A 19,879-nucleotide genomic window follows, 5' to 3' on the forward strand; every position below is an offset into this window, starting at 1 on the left:
AAGCGAAAAAGGGCGGAAATGAAAACGGGCCGCCGTGGGGCGGCCCGGCGCAGGCTGCGGGCGATGCGGCGCAGGACGGGGCTCTGCGCACGGCGGTTCAGGCCGCAGACCAGGGCTTATTGTGCCGGATCGATGAGGTCTTGCTGCGCGGGAGCGTCTTCTTGTGCCTCGGCCACGGCCACATACAGCAGGGGGTTGGCGCTGGCGCGCTGAAAGCGGGTTTGCTCGCTCATCAAGAGGTCCAGCATCAGGCTGGCCAGGTCGTCGGCCAGGGGCTCGGCGAACGGGTCTTTTTCCTGGTTGACGACCTTGCGGTAGGTGCCGCATTCATCGCAGGTTTCGGCCGTGACCACGTCCTTGCTGCCTTCGATGGTTTCGTAGTGGACGCCGGCCGTGGATTCGCAGTGCGAGCATTTGACGCGCACCATATGCCACTCGGTGCAGCAGGTGCCGCAGTGCAGATAGCGGTGGCCGTTGCTCTTGCCGCCAATGCGCAGCACGCTGGCCACGGGGGCGCTGGCGCACACGGGGCAGATGGTGGCTGGGTCGGTGTAGGGCACGTCGGCCGCATGCAGGGCGGCAGCGCGCTTGGCATAGGTCACCTGCAGGGCGGCCATGATGAAGGGTGCCATGCCGATATGGCGCGCGGCCACGTCATTGCGCAAGAGCGTGGTGGCGATGTCGTCGCGCTCGGTGGGCGAGAGCTTGCGCAGCTCGGCAATCAGGGGTTGCAGCGGCTCGGGCAGGCCTTGGGCGCTGGCGAGCGTCTCCAGCATGCGGTCCAGCACGGCTTGCCAGGCCGGGTCCACATGCTCGGCGGCGGGCAGCAGCGGCATGGAATGCTGCTGCGAGCGTTCGACGGTGCTGATGTCCAGCGCCGCCAGTTCCACGCTGGCGGCTGCGGCCTGCTGGGCATCAACGATTTTCGCGGCGAACTGCAGGTAGTCGGCAATGGGATTGCCATCGGCGAGTTGGCGCAGGCGTGCAGCACGCTCGGCAAACAGCGTGGTCACTTGCGGCAGCAGGATGCGAGGGAAGGACGTTTTGTCCAGTGCTTCGATTTCGCCAGGTTGGAGGATTCGTTGTTGCATTTTTTGAGATCGGAAATGAAGGCCGCCGGCCACCCATGGGGTTGCCGGCGGCAATCAACAAGCGTCAAAGAGAGGGAGAGGGAGAAGACCCCTTTTAATCGTTGTCGCCAGTCATCTTGCGGTACCAGCCGCGGTGGTGCTGCTTGGCCCAGGCGCGTTCCACTGTGCCATAGAGCATGGCGCGGATGGTTCCACGGGTCCAAATAGCCGCATACACGTGCATGACGATCAGGCCAATCATCCACACGGCAGCAATGGCATGCACCACCGAAGCGGCACGCACCACGTCCACGGGCAGCGTCCACCAAGCGCGCCACATCAGCGCGCCGGTGATGGTGATGGCCGCCATGCCAATGACCAGGCCCCAGAACAACAGCTTTTGACCGCCGTTGTACTTGCCTTGCTCTGGCATGTCGTGGTCGTCGCCATCGATCATTTTGTTGACGTTCTTGAGCCACTCAATGTCGCGGGGTTCCACGATGTTGAGCTTGGCAAAACGGCAAGCCATGATGATGAAGAACAGCGCCATCACCACCCCGATATAGGGGTGGAGAATGCGCGTCCAGGGACCGCCGCCAAACAGCTGGGTCAGCGGGAAGAACGCCGGGTGGAAGAACGCCAAACCGGACAGGGCCAGCAAGATGAAGCAAATGCCGACCACCCAGTGGTTGGCGCGTTCAGATGCGTTGTAGCGCACGAGGTCGCGTGGATTGCGTTTCATTGTCCGTTCTCCTTGTTCAGCGCTTCGGCGTCCTTGCGTTCCATTTCATCTTCCAGCTCCTTGGACACGTCGTTCGGGCCCTTGGTGATGTAGTGGAACAGGCTGCCGACGGCAGCGGCGCCCAAAGCGGCCATGGCCAGCGGCTTGGCCACACCCTTCCACAGCGAGACCATGGGGCTGATCTTGGGATCATCCGGCAGGCCCTTGTAGAGGGATGGCTTGTCCGCATGGTGCAGTACGTACATGACGTGGGTACCACCCACGCCTTGCGGGTCGTACAGACCGGCCTTGTCAAAGCCACGCTTGTTCAGGTCGATCACGCGGTGAGCGGCCTGTTCCTTCATGGCTTCCTTGGTGCCAAACATGATGGCGCCGGTAGGGCAGGTCTTGACGCAGGCCGGCTCGCGACCCACCGCAACGCGGTCAGAACACAGGGTGCACTTGTACGCCTTGTTGTCCTTCTTCGAGATGCGGGGGATGTTGAACGGGCAACCCGTGACGCAGTAGCCGCAGCCCACGCACTGGTCTTGCTGGAAGTCCACGATGCCGTTGCTGTACTGCACGATGGCCCCGGGGGAAGGGCAGGCCTTCAGGCAACCCGGGTCTTCGCAGTGCATGCAGCCGTCCTTGCGGATCAGCCATTCCAGATTGCCTGTGGCTTCGTTCTCGTACTCGGTGAAGCGCATCACGGTCCACGATTGATCGGTGAGATCAAGTGGGTTGTCGTAGACGCCGGCTCCCGCCGTGCCGATTTCGTCGCGCAGGTCGTTCCACTCCATGCAGGCGGTTTGGCAAGCCTTGCAGCCAATGCATTTGGAGACATCGATCAGCTTGGCCACCTCGCCGCTGTGCGTTTCGCGCGCACTGGGGGCAGGGGTGGTCGTCGCGGAGCGGCGCTTGATATCGAGGGTCATGGTTGAAGACATCAGCTACTCCTCCTTAAGCCTTCTCAACCTTCACGAGGAAGGTCTTGGATTCAGGGGTCAAGCTGTTGCCGTCACCCACCGAAGCCGTCAAGTTGTTGGCCATATAGCCCTTGCGGCCCTGGGACGAGAAGCCCCAGTGGATGGGAACGCCCACGTGGTGGATCGTCTTGCCGTCGATCTGCATCGGCTTGATGCGCTTGGTCACCACCGCAGCTGCCTTCACGAAACCGCGCTTGGACGAAACCTTGACCTTCTGGCCGGTTTCGATACCCAGCTCCTTGGCCAGCGCTTCACCAATTTCCACGAACTGATCAGGCTGAATGATGTTGTTCAGCTGAGCGTGCTTGGTCCAGTAGTGGAAGTGCTCGGTCAGGCGGTAGGTCGTGCCCACATGCGGGTACTCGGCAGCCGTGCCGGCGGAATCCTTGACGGAGTCAAAGATGCGCATGGCAGGGTTGATGACAGCCAGCTTGTTCTTGGGGTACATGGGGTTGTAGCCCAGCGGGTTGTCAAACGCTTCGTAGTGCGTGGGGAACGGACCCTCGTTCAGGCCCTTGCGTGCAAACAGACGCGCCACACCTTCGGGGTTCATGATGAAGGGGTTGGTGGTCTCGGGTGGCATGGTCGGACCCATGTCGGGCACGTCGGCGCCGCCCCAGGTCTTGCCATTCCACTTGATCAGCACGCGGTCCGGATTGAACGGCTTGCCGTTGCGGTCGCAAGAGGCACGGTTGTAGAGCACGCGGCGGTTGGCCGGCCAGGCCCAGGCCCAGTTCAGCGTGTTGCCAATGCCCGTGGGGTCGCTGTTGTCGCGGCGGGCCATCTGGTTGCCCGAAGACGTCCAGCAGCCAGCCCAGACCCAGCAGCCACCCAGGGTGGAGCCGTCGTCGCGCATCTCGCCAAAGCCAGCCAGCTGCTCACCCGCCTTGCGGGTGACCTTGCCTTCGGCATCGGTCAGATCGACCAGTGCACGGCCGTTGTATTCCTTGGCGATTTCTTCCGAGGACGGATGGGCCGACTGGGCATAGGGCCAGTACAGATTGGTGATGGGATCGGGGAACTTGCCGCCGTCCTTCTCATACAGCTTCTTCAGGCGCAGGTGCAGGGCCGACATGATGGCAATGTCGGTCTTGGCCTCGCCCGGAGCGTCGGCTGCCTTCCAGTGCCACTGCAGCACGCGCGAGGAGCTGACCACCGCACCATCTTCTTCTGCGAAGCAGGTGGTGGGCAGGCGGAACACCTCGGTCTGGATGGAAGCGGTGTCCACGTCGTTGAATTCGCCGTGGTTCTTCCAGAACTCCGAAGTCTCGGTGGTCAGGGGGTCCATGACCACCAGGAACTTCAGCTTCTTCAGGCCTTCGCGCACATTGTTGCTGTTGGCCAGAGCTGCCAGGGGGTTGAAGCCTTGGGCGATATAGCCGTTGACCTTGCCTTGCACCATCAGGTCGAAGATCTGCAGCATGTCGTACTGCTTGTCCAGCTTGGGCAGGTAGTCGTAGGCCCAGTTGTTTTCTGCAGTGGCCGCAGGACCCCACCAGGCCTTCATCAGGCTGACGTGGAACTTCGAGTAGTTGGCCCAGTAGTTCATCTGGCCAGGACGCAGCATTTTGGGCGTGCGCGCGGTCATGAACTTTTCGTACTCCTGTTCGGCTTCGTTCGGCAGCGTCAGGTAACCGGGAAGCGAAGCAGACAGAATGCCCAGGTCCGTCAGGCCCTGGATGTTGGAGTGACCGCGCAGGGCGTTCATGCCGCCGCCAGCAATGCCGATGTTGCCCAGCAGCAGCTGGATCATGGCGCCGGTGCGCAGCATCTGTGCACCCGTGGTGTGCTGTGTCCAGCCCAGGGCATACATGATGGTGGCGACACGGCCAGCTTCGGCGGTGGAGGCAAACTTCTCGCACACATGCAGGAATTTTTCCTTCGGCGTGCCGCAGATGCTTTCCACCTTTTCAGGGGTGTAGCCAGCGTAGTGGCGCTTGAGCCACTGGTACACGCAGCGAGGATGCTGCAGCGTGGGATCGACCTTCACGAAGCCGTCTTCACCCATTTCATAGTCCCAGGTGGACTTGTCGTAGGTGCGCTTTTCGGGGTTGTAGCCCGAGAAGATGCCTTCGTCGAATGCAAAGTCCTCCCGCACGATGAAGGTGAAGTCCGTGTAGTTCTTCACATACTCGTGGTGGATTTTGTCGTTCGTGAGCAGGTAGTTGATGATGCCACCGAGGAACGCGATGTCCGAGCCCGAACGGATAGGGGCATAGAAATCGGCCACGGATGCCGAGCGGTTGAAGCGCGGATCGACCACCATGAAGTGAGCATTGTTGTGCTCCTTCGCTTCGGTCACCCACTTGAAGCCGCAGGGGTGTGCTTCGGCGGCATTACCGCCCATGATCAAAATAACGTCCGCGTTCTTGATGTCGACCCAATGGTTCGTCATCGCTCCACGGCCAAACGTCGGGGCAAGACCTGCCACCGTCGGGCCGTGTCAGACACGTGCTTGGTTATCGAGTGCAAGAAGGCCCCAGGAGCGGGCCACTTTGTGCGTGACATAGCCGGCTTCGTTGCTGGAGGCCGAAGCGGCCAGCATGCCGGTGGTGAGCCAACGGTTCACCGTCTGGCCTTTTTCGTTTTTCTCAACGAAATTGGCGTCGCGGTCTTCCTTCAGGAGCTTGGCGACGCGGTCCAGGGCTTCGTCCCAGGACATGCGCTTCCACTCGGATGAGCCGGCGGCGCGGTACTCGGGGTACTTGAGGCGGTTGGGGCTGTGCACGAAGTCGAGCAGCGATGCACCCTTGGGGCACAGCGTGCCGCGGTTGACGGGGTGGTCTGGATCGCCTTCAACGTGCATGACCGACAGCTTGGCATTGCGCACGCCATCGCTGTAGGAATACATCAAAATACCGCAGCCTACCGAGCAGTACGTACATGTCTGCCGAGTGACGGTGGCGGCGGCCAGCTTGAACTGGCGGACTTCAGCCAGGGCTGCAGTGGGCGAGAAGCCCATCACTGCCAGGCTGGATGCCGCCAGACTCGAACCAGTCACTTTCATGAACTGGCGTCTGGAGAATTGCACCATGGGTTACCTTTTTAAACTTGACGCTTGTGAGATGCATTGTAGGACGGGCGACTCGTATAAGACACAAGAACCAAGGTACTAGGGCAAGCTCCTCGGAAATGTATCAATATGAAAACATTGCCATCTCGCCTTCCTGCATGCGCTAACGCTTCGTTGATTGCCGTGGGCATGCCTGTTTTTTGTGCAATCCAGACCGACTGTGTGCCACAAATGCACGGGGCGTGATAGGGGAAGTCCCAGCATGGGGCATACAAAAACGCCGCGCTGTAGGGCGCGGCGTTGGGCTGTGTGGGTGGCAGCAGGGCTCAGCTGCTGGGAGTGTCGGAGGCGGAGTGGGGCGGGGCGAAGATTTCCCAGGTGGCCATGAACAAGGCCGCAATGGCCGGGCCGATGACAAAGCCGGATAGGCCAAACAGCGACATGCCGCCAATGGTGGAGATCAGCACCACGTAATCCGGCATCTTGGTGTCTTTGCCCACCAGCAAAGGACGTAGCAGGTTGTCCACCAGGCCGATAACCAGCAGGCCATAGGCGATCAGGATGATGCCCTGAGACACATTGCCGGCTGCCAGGAAGTAAATGGCCACGGGCCCCCAGATCAGGCTGGCGCCAATTGCGGGCAGCAGGGACAAAAAGGCCATCAGCACGCCCCAGAGTGCCGGTGCCTCGATGCCCATGATCCAGAAGATCAGTCCACCCAGTGCGCCTTGCGCCATGGCAACGGCCAGATTGCCCTTGACCGTGGCCTTGATGACGGTGGTGAACTTGCTCAGCAATTGGGATTTGTGCGTGGCGTCGAGGGGGACGGCCTCCAGTACGCGTGCGGCGAGCTGCATGCCGTCGCGCAGCAGGAAGAACAGCAAATACAGCATGATGCCGAAGCTCACCACAAAGCTCATGGTGTTCTGGCCCAGACTCACAGCCTGTGTGGCGAAGGACTTCGCGGCCTCGCCGGCCAGGGTGCTCAGGCGCTGCTGGATTTCCGTCAGCGTGCTGAGATTGAGCTTGTGCAGCAGGTCCAGCGCCCAATTGGGCAGGGCGTCTTTGATCTGCTGGATATAGGTGCCAAAGTCCATCTGCCCCGTGCTCAGGCGGTGGTAGACCGATACCGCTTCCTGGATGACGGACAGCGTGACCGCTATCAGCGGCAAGATGACGATCAGCAGGCAGGTCAGCAAGGTCAGCAACGCGGCAGTGTTGCGCGCACGCGGCATGCGTGCATGCAGGCGGCGATTGAGTGGCTGAAACAAAATGGCCAGCACCACGGCCCAGAAAATGGCACCCGCAAAGGGCCACAAGATACCGAGAAAGCCGCAAGTCACGGCGATCAGCAAGAGGGTGAAGGCGTGCTTCAGGGTTTGGTCCGAACGCATAAGGTAGAAAAGATACCGGCAATGGCCTACAAGTAGGTGAATGTACGCGATGTGTATTGGCGCTAAGCTCTGTTCCACCTTTCGGACCGTTACACCATTCGGTGGCACAATGTGAGACGCAACAATCGGCCCTTCCCAGCCACAGTCGCATCCGCCATCCGGTACAGCCGTGTCGCGGAAGGTTCACCAACCAGCTAATGCTTTCTAAAGGAAAGCGGAGGTCAGCGGAATATGAGCGATCAGCCATCTGTTTACCAAGCCTATCAAGGCAACACCTATCTCTTCGGGGGTAATGCCCCTTATGTCGAAGAGATGTATGAGAACTACCTGGCGAACCCCGGCAGCGTGCCGGATTCGTGGCGTGAATACTTCGACGCGCTGCAGCATGTGCCGGCCCTCGACGGCTCCAACGCCAAGGATGTGCCCCACCTGCCCGTGATCAACGCTTTTGCCGAGCGTGCCAAGCAAGGTGGTACCAAGGTGGTGCAGGCTTCCGGAGCCGATTCGGAGCTGGGTCGCAAGCGCACCGCAGTGCAGCAGCTAATTGCAGCCTACCGAAATGTGGGCCAGAGCTGGGCTGACCTGGATCCGCTCAAGCGCACCGAGCGCCCCGAAATTCCCGAGCTGGAGCCCGCGTTCTACGGCTTCACCGATGCAGACCAGGAAACCGTCTTTAACGTCGGCAACACCTTCTTCGGCAAGGAAACCATGTCCTTGCGCGATCTGCTGAACGCGCTGCGCGAGACCTACTGCGGCACCATCGGCGCGGAGTACATGTACGCCACCGACCAGGTGCAAAAGCGCTGGTGGCAGCAAAAGCTGGAAACCATCCGCTCCAAGCCTGCTTTCGACGCCAACAAGAAAAAACGCATTCTCGATCGCCTGACGGCCGCTGAAGGCCTGGAGCGCTATCTGCACACCAAGTACGTGGGCCAGAAGCGCTTCTCCCTGGAAGGTGGCGAATCCTTCATCGTGGCCATGGACGAGCTGATCAATGCAGCCGGCCAAAAGGGCGTGCAGGAAGTCGTGATCGGCATGGCCCACCGCGGCCGCCTGAACGTGCTGGTCAACACCCTGGGCAAGATGCCCAAGGATTTGTTCGCCGAGTTCGATCACACCGCCCCCGAGGATCTGCCTGCGGGTGACGTGAAATACCACCAGGGCTTCAGCTCCGACGTGTCCACCGCAGGTGGCCCGGTTCACCTGTCGCTGGCTTTCAACCCCTCGCACCTGGAAATCGTCAACCCCGTGGTGGAAGGTTCGGTGCGCTCGCGCATGGACCGCCGCGCCGACCCGCATGGCAAGCAAGTGCTGCCCGTGCTGGTGCACGGTGACGCGGCTTTCGCCGGCCAAGGTGTGAACCAGGAAACCCTGGCGCTGATGCAAACCCGTGGCTACACCACGGGCGGCACGGTGCACATCATCATCAACAACCAGATCGGTTTCACCACCTCCGACCCGCGCGACAAGGGCTCCACCACCTACTGCACGGACATCGTGAAGATGGTCGAATCCCCCGTGCTGCACGTCAACGGTGACGATCCCGAAGCCGTGGCCCTGTGCATGCAGCTGGCCCTGGACTACCGCATGGAGTTCCAGCAGGACGTGGTGGTCGACGTGGTGTGCTTCCGCAAACTGGGTCACAACGAGCAGGACACGCCCGCTCTGACCCAGCCGCTGATGTACAAGACGATTGCAGTCCACCCCGGCACGCGCAAGCTGTACGCCGATAAGCTGGCTGCCCAAGGTCTGGGCGCCACCCTGGGCGACGACATGGCCAAGGCCTATCGCGCTGCCATGGATGAAGGCCGTCACACCCAGGAAGTGGTGTTGACCAACTTCAAGAGCCAGTACGCCGTGGACTGGAGCCCCTTCCTGGACCAGAAATGGACCGACGCCGGTGACACCGCCATTCCGTTGACGGAGTGGAAGCGTCTGGCCGAGAAGATCACCACCTTGCCCGCCTCGGTGAACCCCCATGCACTGGTGAAAAAGGTCTACGACGACCGCGCCGCCATGGGCCGTGGTGAAGTCAATGTGGACTGGGGCATGGGCGAGCACATGGCTTTCGCCTCGCTGGTGGCTTCGGGCTATCCCGTGCGCCTGTCTGGCGAAGACTGCGGCCGTGGCACCTTTACCCACCGCCACTCGGTCATCCATGACCAAAAGCGTGAAAAGTGGAGCGAAGGCACCTACATCCCGCTGCAGAACGTGGCCGAGAACCAGGCTCCCTTTGTTGTCATCGACTCCATCCTGTCTGAAGAGGCTGTGCTGGGCTTTGAATACGGCTACGCCTCCAACGACCCCAACACCCTGGTGATCTGGGAAGCCCAGTTCGGCGACTTCGCCAATGGTGCCCAGGTCGTGATCGACCAGTTCATCGCCTCGGGTGAAGTCAAGTGGGGCCGTGTGAATGGCCTGACCCTGATGCTGCCCCATGGCTATGAAGGCCAGGGCCCCGAGCACAGCTCGGCTCGCCTGGAGCGCTTCATGCAGCTGGCTGCCGACACCAATATGCAGATCGTGCAGCCCACCACGGCCAGCCAGATCTTCCACGTGCTGCGTCGTCAGATGGTGCGCAAGCTGCGCAAGCCGCTGGTCATCATGACGCCCAAGTCGCTGCTGCGTAACAAGGACGCGACCTCGCCGCTGTCCGAGTTCACCAAGGGCGCCTTCCAGACCGTCATCGGTGAGCAAGACGCCGGCGTGGTCAAGAACGCTGCCAAGGTCAAGCGCATCATCGCCTGCTCGGGCAAGGTCTACTACGACCTGGTGAAAAAGCGCGCAGAGAAGGAAGCCAACGACGTGGCCATCATCCGCGTCGAGCAGCTCTATCCCTTCCCGCACAAGGCATTCGCTGCCGAGCTCAAGAAATACCCCAGCGCCGCTGACATCGTGTGGTGCCAGGATGAGCCGCAGAACCAGGGCGCCTGGTTCTTCATCCAGCACAACATCCACGAGAACATGCTCGATGGCCAGAAGCTGGGCTACTCCGGCCGCGCTGCCTCGGCATCGCCCGCTGTGGGCTACTCGCACCTGCACCAGGAGCAACAAAAGGCGCTGGTCGAAGGCGCATTCGGCAAGCTCAAGGGCTTTGTCCTGACCAAGTAATAGGCGACACCCCTGCCTGCGGGCAGGGGAGCACAAAACACATTTGGAAAGAATTCAAAATGGCTATCGTTGAAGTCAAAGTTCCCCAGCTGTCCGAATCCATCGCGGAAGCCACCATGCTGACCTGGAAGAAAAAGGTCGGTGAAGCCGTGGCAGTGGACGAAATCCTGATCGAAATCGAAACCGACAAGGTGGTGCTGGAAGTGCCGGCCCCCGCCGCTGGCGTGCTGACCGACATCGTCCAGGGTGACGGTGCCACCGTGACCGCCGAGCAACTGATCGCCAAGATCGACACCGAAGGTGTCGCTGGTGCCGTGGCTGCGGCTGCCGCGCCCGCCGCCGCTGCTGCGCCTGCAGCCGCCGCTCCGGCCGCTTCCAGCGCCAAGAGCGATGTGGCCATGCCCGCTGCTGCCAAGATCCTGGCAGAGAACAACCTCTCCGCTGCCAACGTGACCGGTTCCGGCAAGGACGGCCGCGTGACCAAGGGCGATGCCCTGTCCGCCATCAAGGCCGGCGCCACCATCCCCACCGGCGCTCCCAAGACGGCGCTGCCGCAAGTGGCCGCACCCGCTCCCAAGGAAGACCTGTCGGGCCGTCCCGAGCAACGCGTGCCCATGACCCGTCTGCGTGCCCGCGTGGCCGAGCGCCTGCTGCAGTCGCAATCGACCAACGCCATCCTGACCACGTTCAATGAAGTGAACATGGCCCCCGTGATGGACCTGCGCAAGAAATTCCAGGACGCCTTCACCAAGGAACACGGCGTGAAGCTGGGCTTTATGTCCTTCTTCGTCAAGGCCGCTGTGCACGCCCTGAAGAAGTACCCGGTGCTGAACGCTTCGGTGGATGGCAACGACATCATCTACCACGGCTACTTCGACATCGGTATCGCCGTGGGTTCGCCCCGTGGCCTGGTGGTGCCCATTCTGCGCAACGCCGACCAGATGAGCTTTGCCGACATCGAAAAGAAGATTGCCGAATTCGGCAAGAAGGCGGCTGACGGCAAGCTGGGCATCGAAGACATGACCGGTGGCACCTTCTCCATCTCCAACGGCGGCACCTTCGGCTCGATGATGTCAACCCCCATCATCAACCCGCCCCAGTCGGCCATCCTGGGCGTGCACGCCACCAAGGACCGTGCCGTGGTCGAAAACGGCCAGGTTGTGGTGCGCCCGATGAACTATCTGGCCATGTCCTATGACCACCGCATCATCGACGGCCGCGAAGCCGTGCTGGGCCTGGTGGCCATGAAGGACGCGCTGGAAGATCCTTCGCGCCTGCTGTTCGACCTGTGATCATGCACACCCCCCTGTGGCGCTGCGCGCCTTCCCCCCGCTCTCGTTTTGCTGAGCAAAACGGGCAGGGGGACGCCGCCGGTGCTGCGGGGCGGCCCTTGCACGGCGGCCCTGGCGGGGTGCCATGCAAGGGCTGTGCAGTGAGCTGAACTTCTATGTGATAGAGATAACCCACCATTGGCTTGACATGGCCTGATGGTGGGTTTTTTCCTGCATCTACCGACCAGAGATTTGAGACATGAGCAAGCAATTTGACGTTATCGTGATCGGCGCCGGCCCTGGCGGCTATATCGCCGCCATCCGCGCTGCCCAACTGGGCAAGACCGTGGCCTGTATTGACGAGTGGAAGAACGCCGCTGGCGGCGCCGCTCCGGGTGGCACCTGCACCAACGTGGGCTGCATTCCCTCCAAGGCCTTGCTGCAGTCCTCCGAGCATTTCGAACATGCCAAGCTGCACTTTGCCGACCACGGCATCTCCACCGGCAAGGTGGAAATGGACGCGGCCAAGATGATCGCCCGCAAGGAAGCGATCGTGAAGCAGAACAACGACGGCATCCTCTACCTGTTCAAGAAGAACAAGGTCAGCTTCTTCCACGGTCGCGGCTCTTTTGTGCGCACCGTGGAGGGTGGCTACGAAATCAAGGTGGCTGGCAAGGAAGAAGAAACCATCATCGGTCAGCAGATCGTGGTGGCCACCGGCTCCAACGCCCGTGCATTGCCCGGCCTGCCTTTCGATGAAGAGTTTGTGCTGTCCAACGACGGCGCGCTGAGCCTGGACAAGGCGCCCAAGAAGCTGGGCCTGATCGGCTCCGGCGTGATCGGCCTGGAAATGGGCTCGGTCTGGCGTCGCCTGGGCACGGAAGTGACCGTGCTGGAAGGCATGTCCACCTTCCTGCCTGCCGTGGACGAGCAAATCGCCAAGGAAGCCAAGAAGGCGTTTGACAAGCAAGGTCTGAAGATCGAGCTGGGCGTGAAGGTCGGCGAAGTCAAGGTCGGCAAAAAGGGCGTGACCGTGCCCTACACCAATGCCAAGGGCGAAGCCCAGCAGCTGGAAGTGGACAAGCTCATCGTCTCTATCGGCCGCACCGCCAACACCATCGGCCTGAACGCCGAAGCCGTGGGCCTGGCCCTGGACGAGCGCGGCTGCATCGTGGTGGACGACAACTGCAAGACCAATCTGCCCGGCGTCTGGGCCGTGGGTGACGTGGTGCGTGGCCCCATGCTGGCGCACAAGGCCGAAGAAGAGGCCGTGGCTGTGGCCGAGCGCATTGCCGGCCAGCATGGCCATGTGAACTTTGCCACCCTGCCTTCCGTGATCTACACCAGCCCCGAAGTGGCATGGGTGGGCCGCACCGAGCAGCAACTGAAGGCCGATGGCGTGAAGTACAAGGCCGGCACCTTCCCCTTCCTGGCGAACGGCCGCGCACGTGCGCTGGGCGACACCACCGGCATGGTCAAGTTCCTGGCCGATGCAGAGACCGACGAGATCCTGGGCGTGCACATGGTGGGCCCCATGGTGTCCGAGCTGATCTCCGAAGCCGTGGTGGCCATGGAGTTCAAGGCTTCGTCCGAGGACATCGCCCGCATCTGCCACGCTCACCCCTCGCTGTCGGAATCCACCAAGGAAGCCGCACTGGCCGTGGACAAGCGCACGCTGAACTTCTGATCAGCCCGCTAACGGTTTGATCAAAAAAAGCGGCCTGCGCCCGGTAAGAGGGTGCAGGCCGCTATTGTTTTTATATGGGGCATGGGAGCGGCCGGTTGGCTGCCCTCATGCCGGGGCAGGCGGCATTGCCTGGCAGTGCGGAGAAGGGAAGGGACGGGGCAGGTATCTGGCGTAGAAGAGGGTGTGCCGCAGCGGGCAGTCCTGGCGGCCTGTCCACGCTAAAGCAGGCAAGGCGGCGCAGTGCGAAGCCTTTGTCCCGGGCGGCTAGAATGAGCGCTTGTCGCAGGCTCGACATGCGAGCTACAGCCTTGGTGGAAATTTCCTGCACTCCCCGCTTTGACGCCGTGCATCCATGGCGCTTTGCGTCCGGTCATCTTCGCTTTCCTCTCCCGCGACATGCCCGAACGCAGCAGCATGCTTGAGCCCTGGACCCCGTGTTGGAGATAGATGGTGAATGTGAGACAAGCGTACGAGGCCGAGCTGGCCGCCAAAGGCTTTACCGCCGATCCCGCACAGCTGCGCGCTGTGGACGCGCTGCAGCGCTGCGCAGACGACTGGGCCGCCTACAAATCGCGGCGCTCGAACGCGATCAAGAAAATCTTCCACAACCCAGAGATTCCGCGTGGCGTTTATATGTACGGCGGGGTAGGGCGTGGCAAAAGTTTTTTGATGGACTGCTTTTTCAATGCCGTACCCATCAAGCGCAAGGTGCGCCTGCATTTCCACGAATTCATGCGCGAGGTGCACCGCGAGCTGCATGTGCTGCAGGGCACACAAAACCCGCTGGATGCCCTGGGCGCAAAAATAGCCAAGCGCTACAAGCTGATCTGCTTTGACGAATTTCACGTGGCGGACATTACCGACGCCATGATCTTGCACCGCCTGCTGGTGGCCTTGTTCGACAACGGTGTGGGCTTTGTCACCACCTCGAACTTCAAGCCCGACGACCTTTATCCCGGTGGCCTGCATCGTGACCGCATACAGCCGGCGATTGACCTGCTCAACGAGCGCATGGATGTGGTCAACGTCGACAACGGCACCGACTACCGTCGCCGCACGCTGGAGATGGTGCAGCTCTACCACTGCCCGCTGGGCCAGGCGGCCGATGCCGCCATGACCGAGGCTTTCGAGCGCCTGGCCGAGGCCAAGGACGAAAACCCCGTGCTGCACATCGAGGCGCGTGAAATCCGCGCCCTGCGCCGTGCGGGCGGCGTGGTGTGGTTTGACTTCCGCGAGCTCTGCGGCGGCCCGCGCTCGCAGAACGACTACCTGGAAATCGCCACCCAGTTCCACACGGTGCTGCTTTCGAATGTGCCTTTTATGCCGGTGAACATGGCCTCGCCCGCGCGGCGCTTCACCTGGCTGGTGGACGTGTTGTACGACCGCCGTGTCAAACTCATCATGTCGGCAGCGGTACCACCCGAGCAGCTCTACACCGAAGGGCCGCTGGCCCATGAGTTTCCGCGCACCGTCTCGCGGCTGAATGAAATGCAGTCGCAGGAATTCCTCTCGCTGGAACGGCGAGAGGTGGACACCTCGCTGACCTGAACCCCTATGCCACAACGCGCTTTCTTTGCTCTCTCCCATTTGCTGCCCGCCTGCCTGGCATTGGCGGCAGCCAGCGCCCTGGCGCAGCCTGCGGCCGCCCCGTTGCCCGAAGAGCCGCAGGCGCGCGCTGCCGCGCTGGAGGCCCGCCAGGCCCAGCGCGACGCCGAGCGCCGCAGCATCTCGGCACGGCGCCAGGTACAGGCCGCCCAACAGCACAAAGAAGAGACGGCCTGCTATCGCCGCTTTGCCGTGGAAAACTGCCTGGCCAAGGTTCGCGAGCAGGCCCGTACCGAGGAAAGCGCACTGCACCAGCGCGAGCTGGAACTCAACGATGCCGAGCGGCGTGAAAAGTCCTCGGAGCGCCTGCACAGCATCGAGCAAAAGCAGAACGAGCCGCGCAAGCCCCAGCCCATGCAGGGTGCGTCGCGCCAGCCGCTGAGCACACCGCAGCAGCCGGCCAAGCGCACCCAGGACGATGTGCTGCAGGACAAGGCCGCCAGCGAAGCCCAGGCACAGCAACGTGCCCAGCAGCAGCAAAGCCATGTTGAAGGCAAGCAGCGCCAGGCGGCCGAGCGCGTCCAGTCCGAGGCCGAGCGCCGTGCCGTTGCACAGGAGAAGGCCGCCGAGCGTGCCGCAGATAGCGCCAAACGCCATGAGCGCCGGGACAAGGCCGTCTCCGAACGCAAGGGCGCACCGCTGCCCATGCCCGAGCAGCAGCCCTGAAGGCCGCCCACCATGTCCGCCGCAGAGCAGGGTGTTGGCGCTCTGAAAAAAAGAGCTGAATCTGCTGATCTGCTCTGCGTAAAAAGCAGTTTTGATGCTGTAGAGCAGGGCCGGGTATGAACCCCGCCTTGCTGGAGGGCGTGCGCGCCGTGTTTGCCGCCGGCGGCGCCTTGTCGCAGGCTGAACCCAATTACCACCCGCGCGCCGGGCAGACCGCCATGGCAGAGGCCGTGGCCCGCACCATCAACGAGCGCTGCGTGCTGGTGGTGGAGGCGGGCACCGGCGTGGGCAAAACCTATTCTTACTTGGTGCCAGCCTTGCTCAGCGGCCAGCGCGTGGTGGTCTCCACCGCCACCAAGGCCTTGCAGGACCAGCTGTTCAACCGCGACCTGCCGCGTCTGGTGCACAGCCTGGGCCTGCCGCTGCGCATGGCGCGCCTCAAGGGGCGCAGCAGCTATCTGTGTCAGCAGCGTCTGCTGCAGGTGCGCCTGGGACAGCAGCCGCTGGACGCCCAGGTGCTGCGTGCCGTAGCCCGGGTGGAAGACTGGGCCCGCAGCACCCGCACGGGAGACATGGCCGAGTTGCCCGATGTGGCCGAGGACTCCCAGGTCATGCCTCTGGTCACCTCCACCCGCGACAACTGCGTGGGCCGTGAATGTGCCCACTGGCAGGCCTGCCATGTGAACCGCGCCCGCCAGCAGGCCCTGGATGCCGATGTGGCCGTGGTCAACCACCACCTGTTTTTTGCCGACCTGGAAGTGCGCGAATCCGGCATGGCCCAGTTGTTGCCCCAGGCGGGCGTGGTGGTGATTGACGAGGCCCACCAGCTCAACGAAACCGGTATCCAGTTTGCCGGCCTGGTGCTCAGCAGCAACCAGCTGCTGGCCTATGCCCGCGATGTCATGGCTGACGCCAGCCAGCATGCCCGGGGCATGGCCGACTGGCTGGTGCTGGCCGCCCGCCTGCAGCAGGCCGTGCGCGACTGGCGTTTGCTGGCCGGCCCCTCCCACAGCGCCCAGCCGCGCCTGCGCTGGCAGGGCCTGGCGCCAGAGACATTGGACGCTGCCACCTGGCGCGCTGCGGTGGTGCATGTGGGTCAGGCCTTGCGCGCCGTGGTCCAGGCCCTGGCCGGGGTGCTGGAGATGGCACCGGCCCTGGGCCAGCTGCGAACGCGCGGAGAAGCCTTGCTGCAGCGGTTGGCGCATTTTGTGCGTGCCGTGCCGGATGACGCCGTGCGCTGGCTGGAGTTGGGTCGCCAGCATGTGCGCCTGACCGAGTCGCCGCTGCAGATTGCCCGCCTGGTGCGCGAGCAGCTGATGGCAGGCCACCCGGCCTTGCAGGTGAAGGCATTCAGCGATGCTGACCTGGAGCCGGGTGGTGCCTGGGCAGCGCCGCTTCCGGAAGGTGATGGCGTGGCGGGGGCCGAGGAGAAGGCGGAGCTGCTTGCCGATAGCGCGCGGGATGGCGTGGGGGTAGGGGATGCTGCGGACGCAGAGCCATCACCGCCGCTTTCTCCGGCCGCGCCATCCCAAGCTGCAGCGCCCATCTCTGCCATCGCACAAGCGGCCCATACACCCCATGCGGCCTGGATTTTCACCTCTGCCACGTTGGGTCTGGGCGCGGATCTGCGCTGGTTTACCGAGCCCTGTGGCCTGCAAGGTGCCCAGGTGCTCCGGGTGGACAGTCCTTTTGACTATGCCCGCCAGGCCGCGCTGTATGTGCCCCAGCGCTTTCCCCTGCCCAGCGAGCCCGGCCACAGCGCGGCCGTGGCCCAACTGGCCGGTGAGGGCGCTGCCGTGCTGGGCGGGCGCACCCTGGTGCTGACCACCACGCTGCGGGCGCTGGAGCCTATAGGCCAGCTGCTGCGCGCACGTTTCGGGCTGCTGGAGCCCGTGGATGTGCTGGTGCAAGGCCAGGGCTCCAAGCATGCGCTGATGCAGCGCTTCCGGGCCGGTACCGTGGGTGGGCGTGGCTGTGTACTTGTGGCCTCCAACACCTTCTGGGAGGGCGTGGACATTCCGGGGGATGCGTTGCAGCTGGTGGTGATCGACAAGCTGCCCTTTCCCCCGCCGGACGATCCCCTGGTGGAGGCCCGTTCACGCCAGCTGGAGCGCCTGGGGCGCAACCCGTTTGCCGACTATGTGCTGCCCGAGGCGGCGCTGGCCCTCAAGCAGGGGGTGGGGCGGCTGATCCGCACCGAGACAGACCGCGGCATCGTCGTCGTGGCCGACGCGCGCTTGCGCACCATGGGCTATGGCCGCAGTCTGCTGAAAACCCTGCCGGCCATGCGCTGGCTGGACCAGGAGGCCGACTGGCAGGCCGCGCTGCAGGCATTGCTGCGTCCATCGCCGCCGACGCAAGAAATCCGTGGTGCAGAGACCTGCGCCGATGCGCCGGATGAAAAGCCCTGAAAGCCTCTGCCCTCGCCGGTACGCAGGCCTGCTATGGAAAATGAATTTCAATGAACCACTCTATGGAGTGGCGTTTTGAGTTTTCAATGCCGAAAGTAATCGAAGGCATTGCAAATATCCTGAATTATATAAATCGCATTTGATAATTTATTCAAAAATAATACGAAACCTTATGTAATTTTTATCTGTGTTGGAATATTTTTTGAGAGAATGAAAATAACCATTTTTGTATATCCTTGAGTTTTATATTAATTGAAGCCATTCTTTTATCAACCACGGATTAATAGAATATGCATTCCATCAAATTCAAAGCCTTGCTTTTTGATATGGATGGCACCTTGGTGGAGTCCACCTCCGAGGTGGAGAAAATATGGGGGCAGTGGTGCCGTCAACATGGCATTCCTCTTCCCTCGGTGCTTGAAATCTGCCACGGAGTTCGGTCTCAAGACGTGATCGCGCAAGTTGCGCCGCAGCTCGATGTGCTTGAGGAGTGCCGCAGGCTTGAGGAAATGGAGTTGGCATCCGCGGTTTCCCAAGCCCTTCCCGGTGCCTGTGAATTCTTGCAGGGCTTGGGAGATGCGCCGTGGGCGGTGGTGACATCGGCCTGTCGCCCAGTCGCTTTGCAGCGCATGAAGCGGAGCGGGCTGCCTGAACCCAGACTCCTCATCGGATCCGGTGATGTGCAAAAGGGAAAGCCCGACCCCGAGCCTTATACCACCGCAGCCTATCGGCTCGGCATGGCGCCTTCGGATTGCCTGGTGTTTGAAGATGCCCCTGCAGGCATTCAAAGTGCGCTGGATGCAGGATGCCAGGTCATACAGATTGGCTCCTGCCCAATAAACAGGGCTGGAGTTTACCGAGCGCAATATTGGGGCCAGCTCATGCTGGGTAGTAATAAAAATGAAGTTTTTATTACAGATTGATCAAATGTAAAAATATTTTTTGAGCGGCGCTTTTTGCACATCAGCTCTGGGGCCGCACCCCCGCGCCTTGGCAGAGGCGGGGGGATTCACAAGCTGGGGCGCCGGTGCTGAATTACCAGAACTTCCACCAGGGGCTGCTGGTGCGGCGCTGGGCGGCAGTGCTCTCGTCGGCGTAGTTGGCTTCCAGCACGCGCTGGGCGTCATCGCGCAGCTGGGTCATACCGAGCTTGTCGTAGGACTTGGCCAGAATGTCCAGCGCGTCCTTGATGGCGGGCACGCCTTCGTATTCGGCAATGGCGGTCTGGGCGCGGCCGATGGCGGCCACATAGGCGCCACGCGAATAGTAGTAGCGCGCCACATGCACCTCGTACTGGGCCAGCGAGTTGACGATGTAAGTCATGCGCTGGAGTGAGTCGGCGGCGTAGCGCGATTCAGGGAAGCGCTTGCTCAGTTCGTTGAAGGATTCGAACGAGTCCTTGGCCGCTTTCTGGTCACGCTCGGACAGATCCTGGCGTGACAGCCAGGAGAACAGGCCCAGGTTTTCATTGAAGTTGACCAGGCCTTTGAGGTAGAGGGCGTAATCCATGGCCGGGCTGGCGGGGTGCAGCTTCATGAAGCGGTCCAGCGTGGCAATGGCCTGGGCCTTGTCGCCCGCCTTGTACTGGGCATAGGCCTTGTCGATCTGCGCCTGCTGTGCCAGCGGCGTGCCGGCGGCACGGCCTTCCAGCTTTTCGAACAGGGGCACGGCCTTGTCATAGCCGCCACCGTTGAGTTCGTCCTTGGCTTCCGTGTAGATGCGGTCAGGCGTCCACTTGGCCGTGGGATCGTCCTTGGTCGTGTTGCATCCAGCCAGCAGGCTGGCCGCCAGCACGGCAGCAGTCAGAGGCAGGCAATGTCGGGGCAGTGAGGACAGCATTCGGACAGAAGAAATGGGTAGGGGGTTGGGTGGCAAAAACACCATCGAGGCAGCTCGGGTGCAGCCACAGCGTGAGGGGCATTGTAGCGGCAGCCCAAAGGACTC

At 62.1% G+C, this 19,879-nt stretch carries 13 protein-coding genes; 7 read left to right on the forward strand and 6 right to left on the reverse strand.

Annotated features, from left to right (window positions below; translation table 11 throughout):
* Positions 1-116: 116 nt before the first annotated feature.
* From fdhE to ACA027_RS11240, 5 genes are all read right to left on the reverse strand, one after another.
* Positions 117-1,091: a formate dehydrogenase accessory protein FdhE gene (gene fdhE, locus ACA027_RS11220; RefSeq protein ID WP_370682452.1), complete on the reverse strand. Its 975-nt coding sequence runs from the start codon at positions 1,089-1,091 to the stop codon at positions 117-119.
* 94 nt (positions 1,092-1,185) lie between these two features.
* Complete coding sequence (locus tag ACA027_RS11225) at positions 1,186-1,812, reverse strand: formate dehydrogenase subunit gamma (RefSeq protein ID WP_370682453.1); 627 nt, start codon at positions 1,810-1,812, stop codon at positions 1,186-1,188.
* Positions 1,809-2,738, reverse strand: a complete 930-nt coding sequence (gene fdxH, locus ACA027_RS11230; RefSeq protein WP_370682454.1) for a formate dehydrogenase subunit beta — start codon at positions 2,736-2,738, stop codon at positions 1,809-1,811. The genes ACA027_RS11225 and fdxH overlap by 4 nt, the downstream gene beginning before the upstream one ends.
* Before the next feature lie 13 nt (positions 2,739-2,751).
* Entirely contained in the window at positions 2,752-5,811 is a 3,060-nt protein-coding gene (gene fdnG, locus ACA027_RS11235; protein ID WP_370682455.1) for a formate dehydrogenase-N subunit alpha, read from the reverse strand.
* 305 nt (positions 5,812-6,116) lie between these two features.
* Positions 6,117-7,184 carry an AI-2E family transporter gene (locus ACA027_RS11240; RefSeq protein ID WP_370682456.1) on the reverse strand — a complete coding sequence of 356 codons (1,068 nt, stop codon included), beginning with the start codon at positions 7,182-7,184 and terminating at the stop codon, positions 6,117-6,119.
* Positions 7,185-7,415: 231 nt separating this feature from the next.
* On the opposite strand from ACA027_RS11240, the gene ACA027_RS11245 reads away from it, so the two are divergent.
* The 7 genes from ACA027_RS11245 to ACA027_RS11275 all read left to right on the forward strand — a co-directional run bounded on the left by ACA027_RS11245 (position 7,416) and on the right by ACA027_RS11275 (position 18,858).
* Positions 7,416-10,295 carry a 2-oxoglutarate dehydrogenase E1 component gene (locus ACA027_RS11245; protein ID WP_370682457.1) on the forward strand — a complete coding sequence of 960 codons (2,880 nt, stop codon included), beginning with the start codon at positions 7,416-7,418 and terminating at the stop codon, positions 10,293-10,295.
* Between the two features lie 59 nt (positions 10,296-10,354).
* A complete protein-coding gene (odhB, locus tag ACA027_RS11250) occupies positions 10,355-11,587 on the forward strand; it encodes a 2-oxoglutarate dehydrogenase complex dihydrolipoyllysine-residue succinyltransferase (protein WP_370682458.1) in 1,233 nt (410 codons plus the stop codon).
* Positions 11,588-11,825: 238 nt separating this feature from the next.
* Positions 11,826-13,253 carry a dihydrolipoyl dehydrogenase gene (lpdA, locus tag ACA027_RS11255; RefSeq protein ID WP_370682459.1) on the forward strand — a complete coding sequence of 476 codons (1,428 nt, stop codon included), beginning with the start codon at positions 11,826-11,828 and terminating at the stop codon, positions 13,251-13,253.
* A 450-nt stretch (positions 13,254-13,703) separates the two neighbouring features.
* The gene (zapE, locus tag ACA027_RS11260; protein WP_370682460.1) at positions 13,704-14,801 is read left to right on the forward strand and encodes a cell division protein ZapE; all 1,098 of its coding nucleotides are present in this window, start codon (positions 13,704-13,706) and stop codon (positions 14,799-14,801) included.
* A gap of 6 nt (positions 14,802-14,807) precedes the next feature.
* Complete coding sequence (locus ACA027_RS11265; RefSeq protein ID WP_370682461.1) at positions 14,808-15,524, forward strand: hypothetical protein; 717 nt, start codon at positions 14,808-14,810, stop codon at positions 15,522-15,524.
* 116 nt (positions 15,525-15,640) lie between these two features.
* Positions 15,641-17,935: an ATP-dependent DNA helicase gene (locus ACA027_RS11270; protein WP_370682462.1), complete on the forward strand. Its 2,295-nt coding sequence runs from the start codon at positions 15,641-15,643 to the stop codon at positions 17,933-17,935.
* A 290-nt stretch (positions 17,936-18,225) separates the two neighbouring features.
* Entirely contained in the window at positions 18,226-18,858 is a 633-nt protein-coding gene (locus ACA027_RS11275; protein WP_370682463.1) for an HAD-IA family hydrolase, read from the forward strand.
* A gap of 112 nt (positions 18,859-18,970) precedes the next feature.
* On the opposite strand, the gene ACA027_RS11280 is transcribed toward ACA027_RS11275, so the two are convergent.
* A complete protein-coding gene (locus tag ACA027_RS11280) occupies positions 18,971-19,762 on the reverse strand; it encodes an outer membrane protein assembly factor BamD (protein WP_370682564.1) in 792 nt (263 codons plus the stop codon).
* Positions 19,763-19,879 lie beyond the last annotated feature (117 nt).

Origin of the sequence: Comamonas sp. GB3 AK4-5 (assembly GCF_041320665.1) — a bacterium.
In the GTDB taxonomy this organism is placed as follows: domain Bacteria; phylum Pseudomonadota; class Gammaproteobacteria; order Burkholderiales; family Burkholderiaceae_C; genus Comamonas.

Bases quoted from the DNA above. Each gene is read 5' to 3' on its own strand.
- odhB (WP_370682458.1), top strand. From the start codon at position 10,355: ATGGCTATCGTTGAAGTCAAAGTTCCCCAGCTGTCCGAATCCATCGCG.
- lpdA (WP_370682459.1), top strand. From the start codon at position 11,826: ATGAGCAAGCAATTTGACGTTATCGTGATCGGCGCCGGCCCTGGCGGC.
- fdhE (WP_370682452.1), bottom strand. From the start codon at position 1,091: ATGCAACAACGAATCCTCCAACCTGGCGAAATCGAAGCACTGGACAAA.
- ACA027_RS11240 (WP_370682456.1), bottom strand. From the start codon at position 7,184: ATGCGTTCGGACCAAACCCTGAAGCACGCCTTCACCCTCTTGCTGATC.
- ACA027_RS11225 (WP_370682453.1), bottom strand. From the start codon at position 1,812: ATGAAACGCAATCCACGCGACCTCGTGCGCTACAACGCATCTGAACGC.
- ACA027_RS11270 (WP_370682462.1), top strand. From the start codon at position 15,641: ATGAACCCCGCCTTGCTGGAGGGCGTGCGCGCCGTGTTTGCCGCCGGC.
- ACA027_RS11275 (WP_370682463.1), top strand. From the start codon at position 18,226: ATGCATTCCATCAAATTCAAAGCCTTGCTTTTTGATATGGATGGCACC.
- ACA027_RS11265 (WP_370682461.1), top strand. From the start codon at position 14,808: ATGCCACAACGCGCTTTCTTTGCTCTCTCCCATTTGCTGCCCGCCTGC.
- fdxH (WP_370682454.1), bottom strand. From the start codon at position 2,738: ATGTCTTCAACCATGACCCTCGATATCAAGCGCCGCTCCGCGACGACC.
- ACA027_RS11245 (WP_370682457.1), top strand. From the start codon at position 7,416: ATGAGCGATCAGCCATCTGTTTACCAAGCCTATCAAGGCAACACCTAT.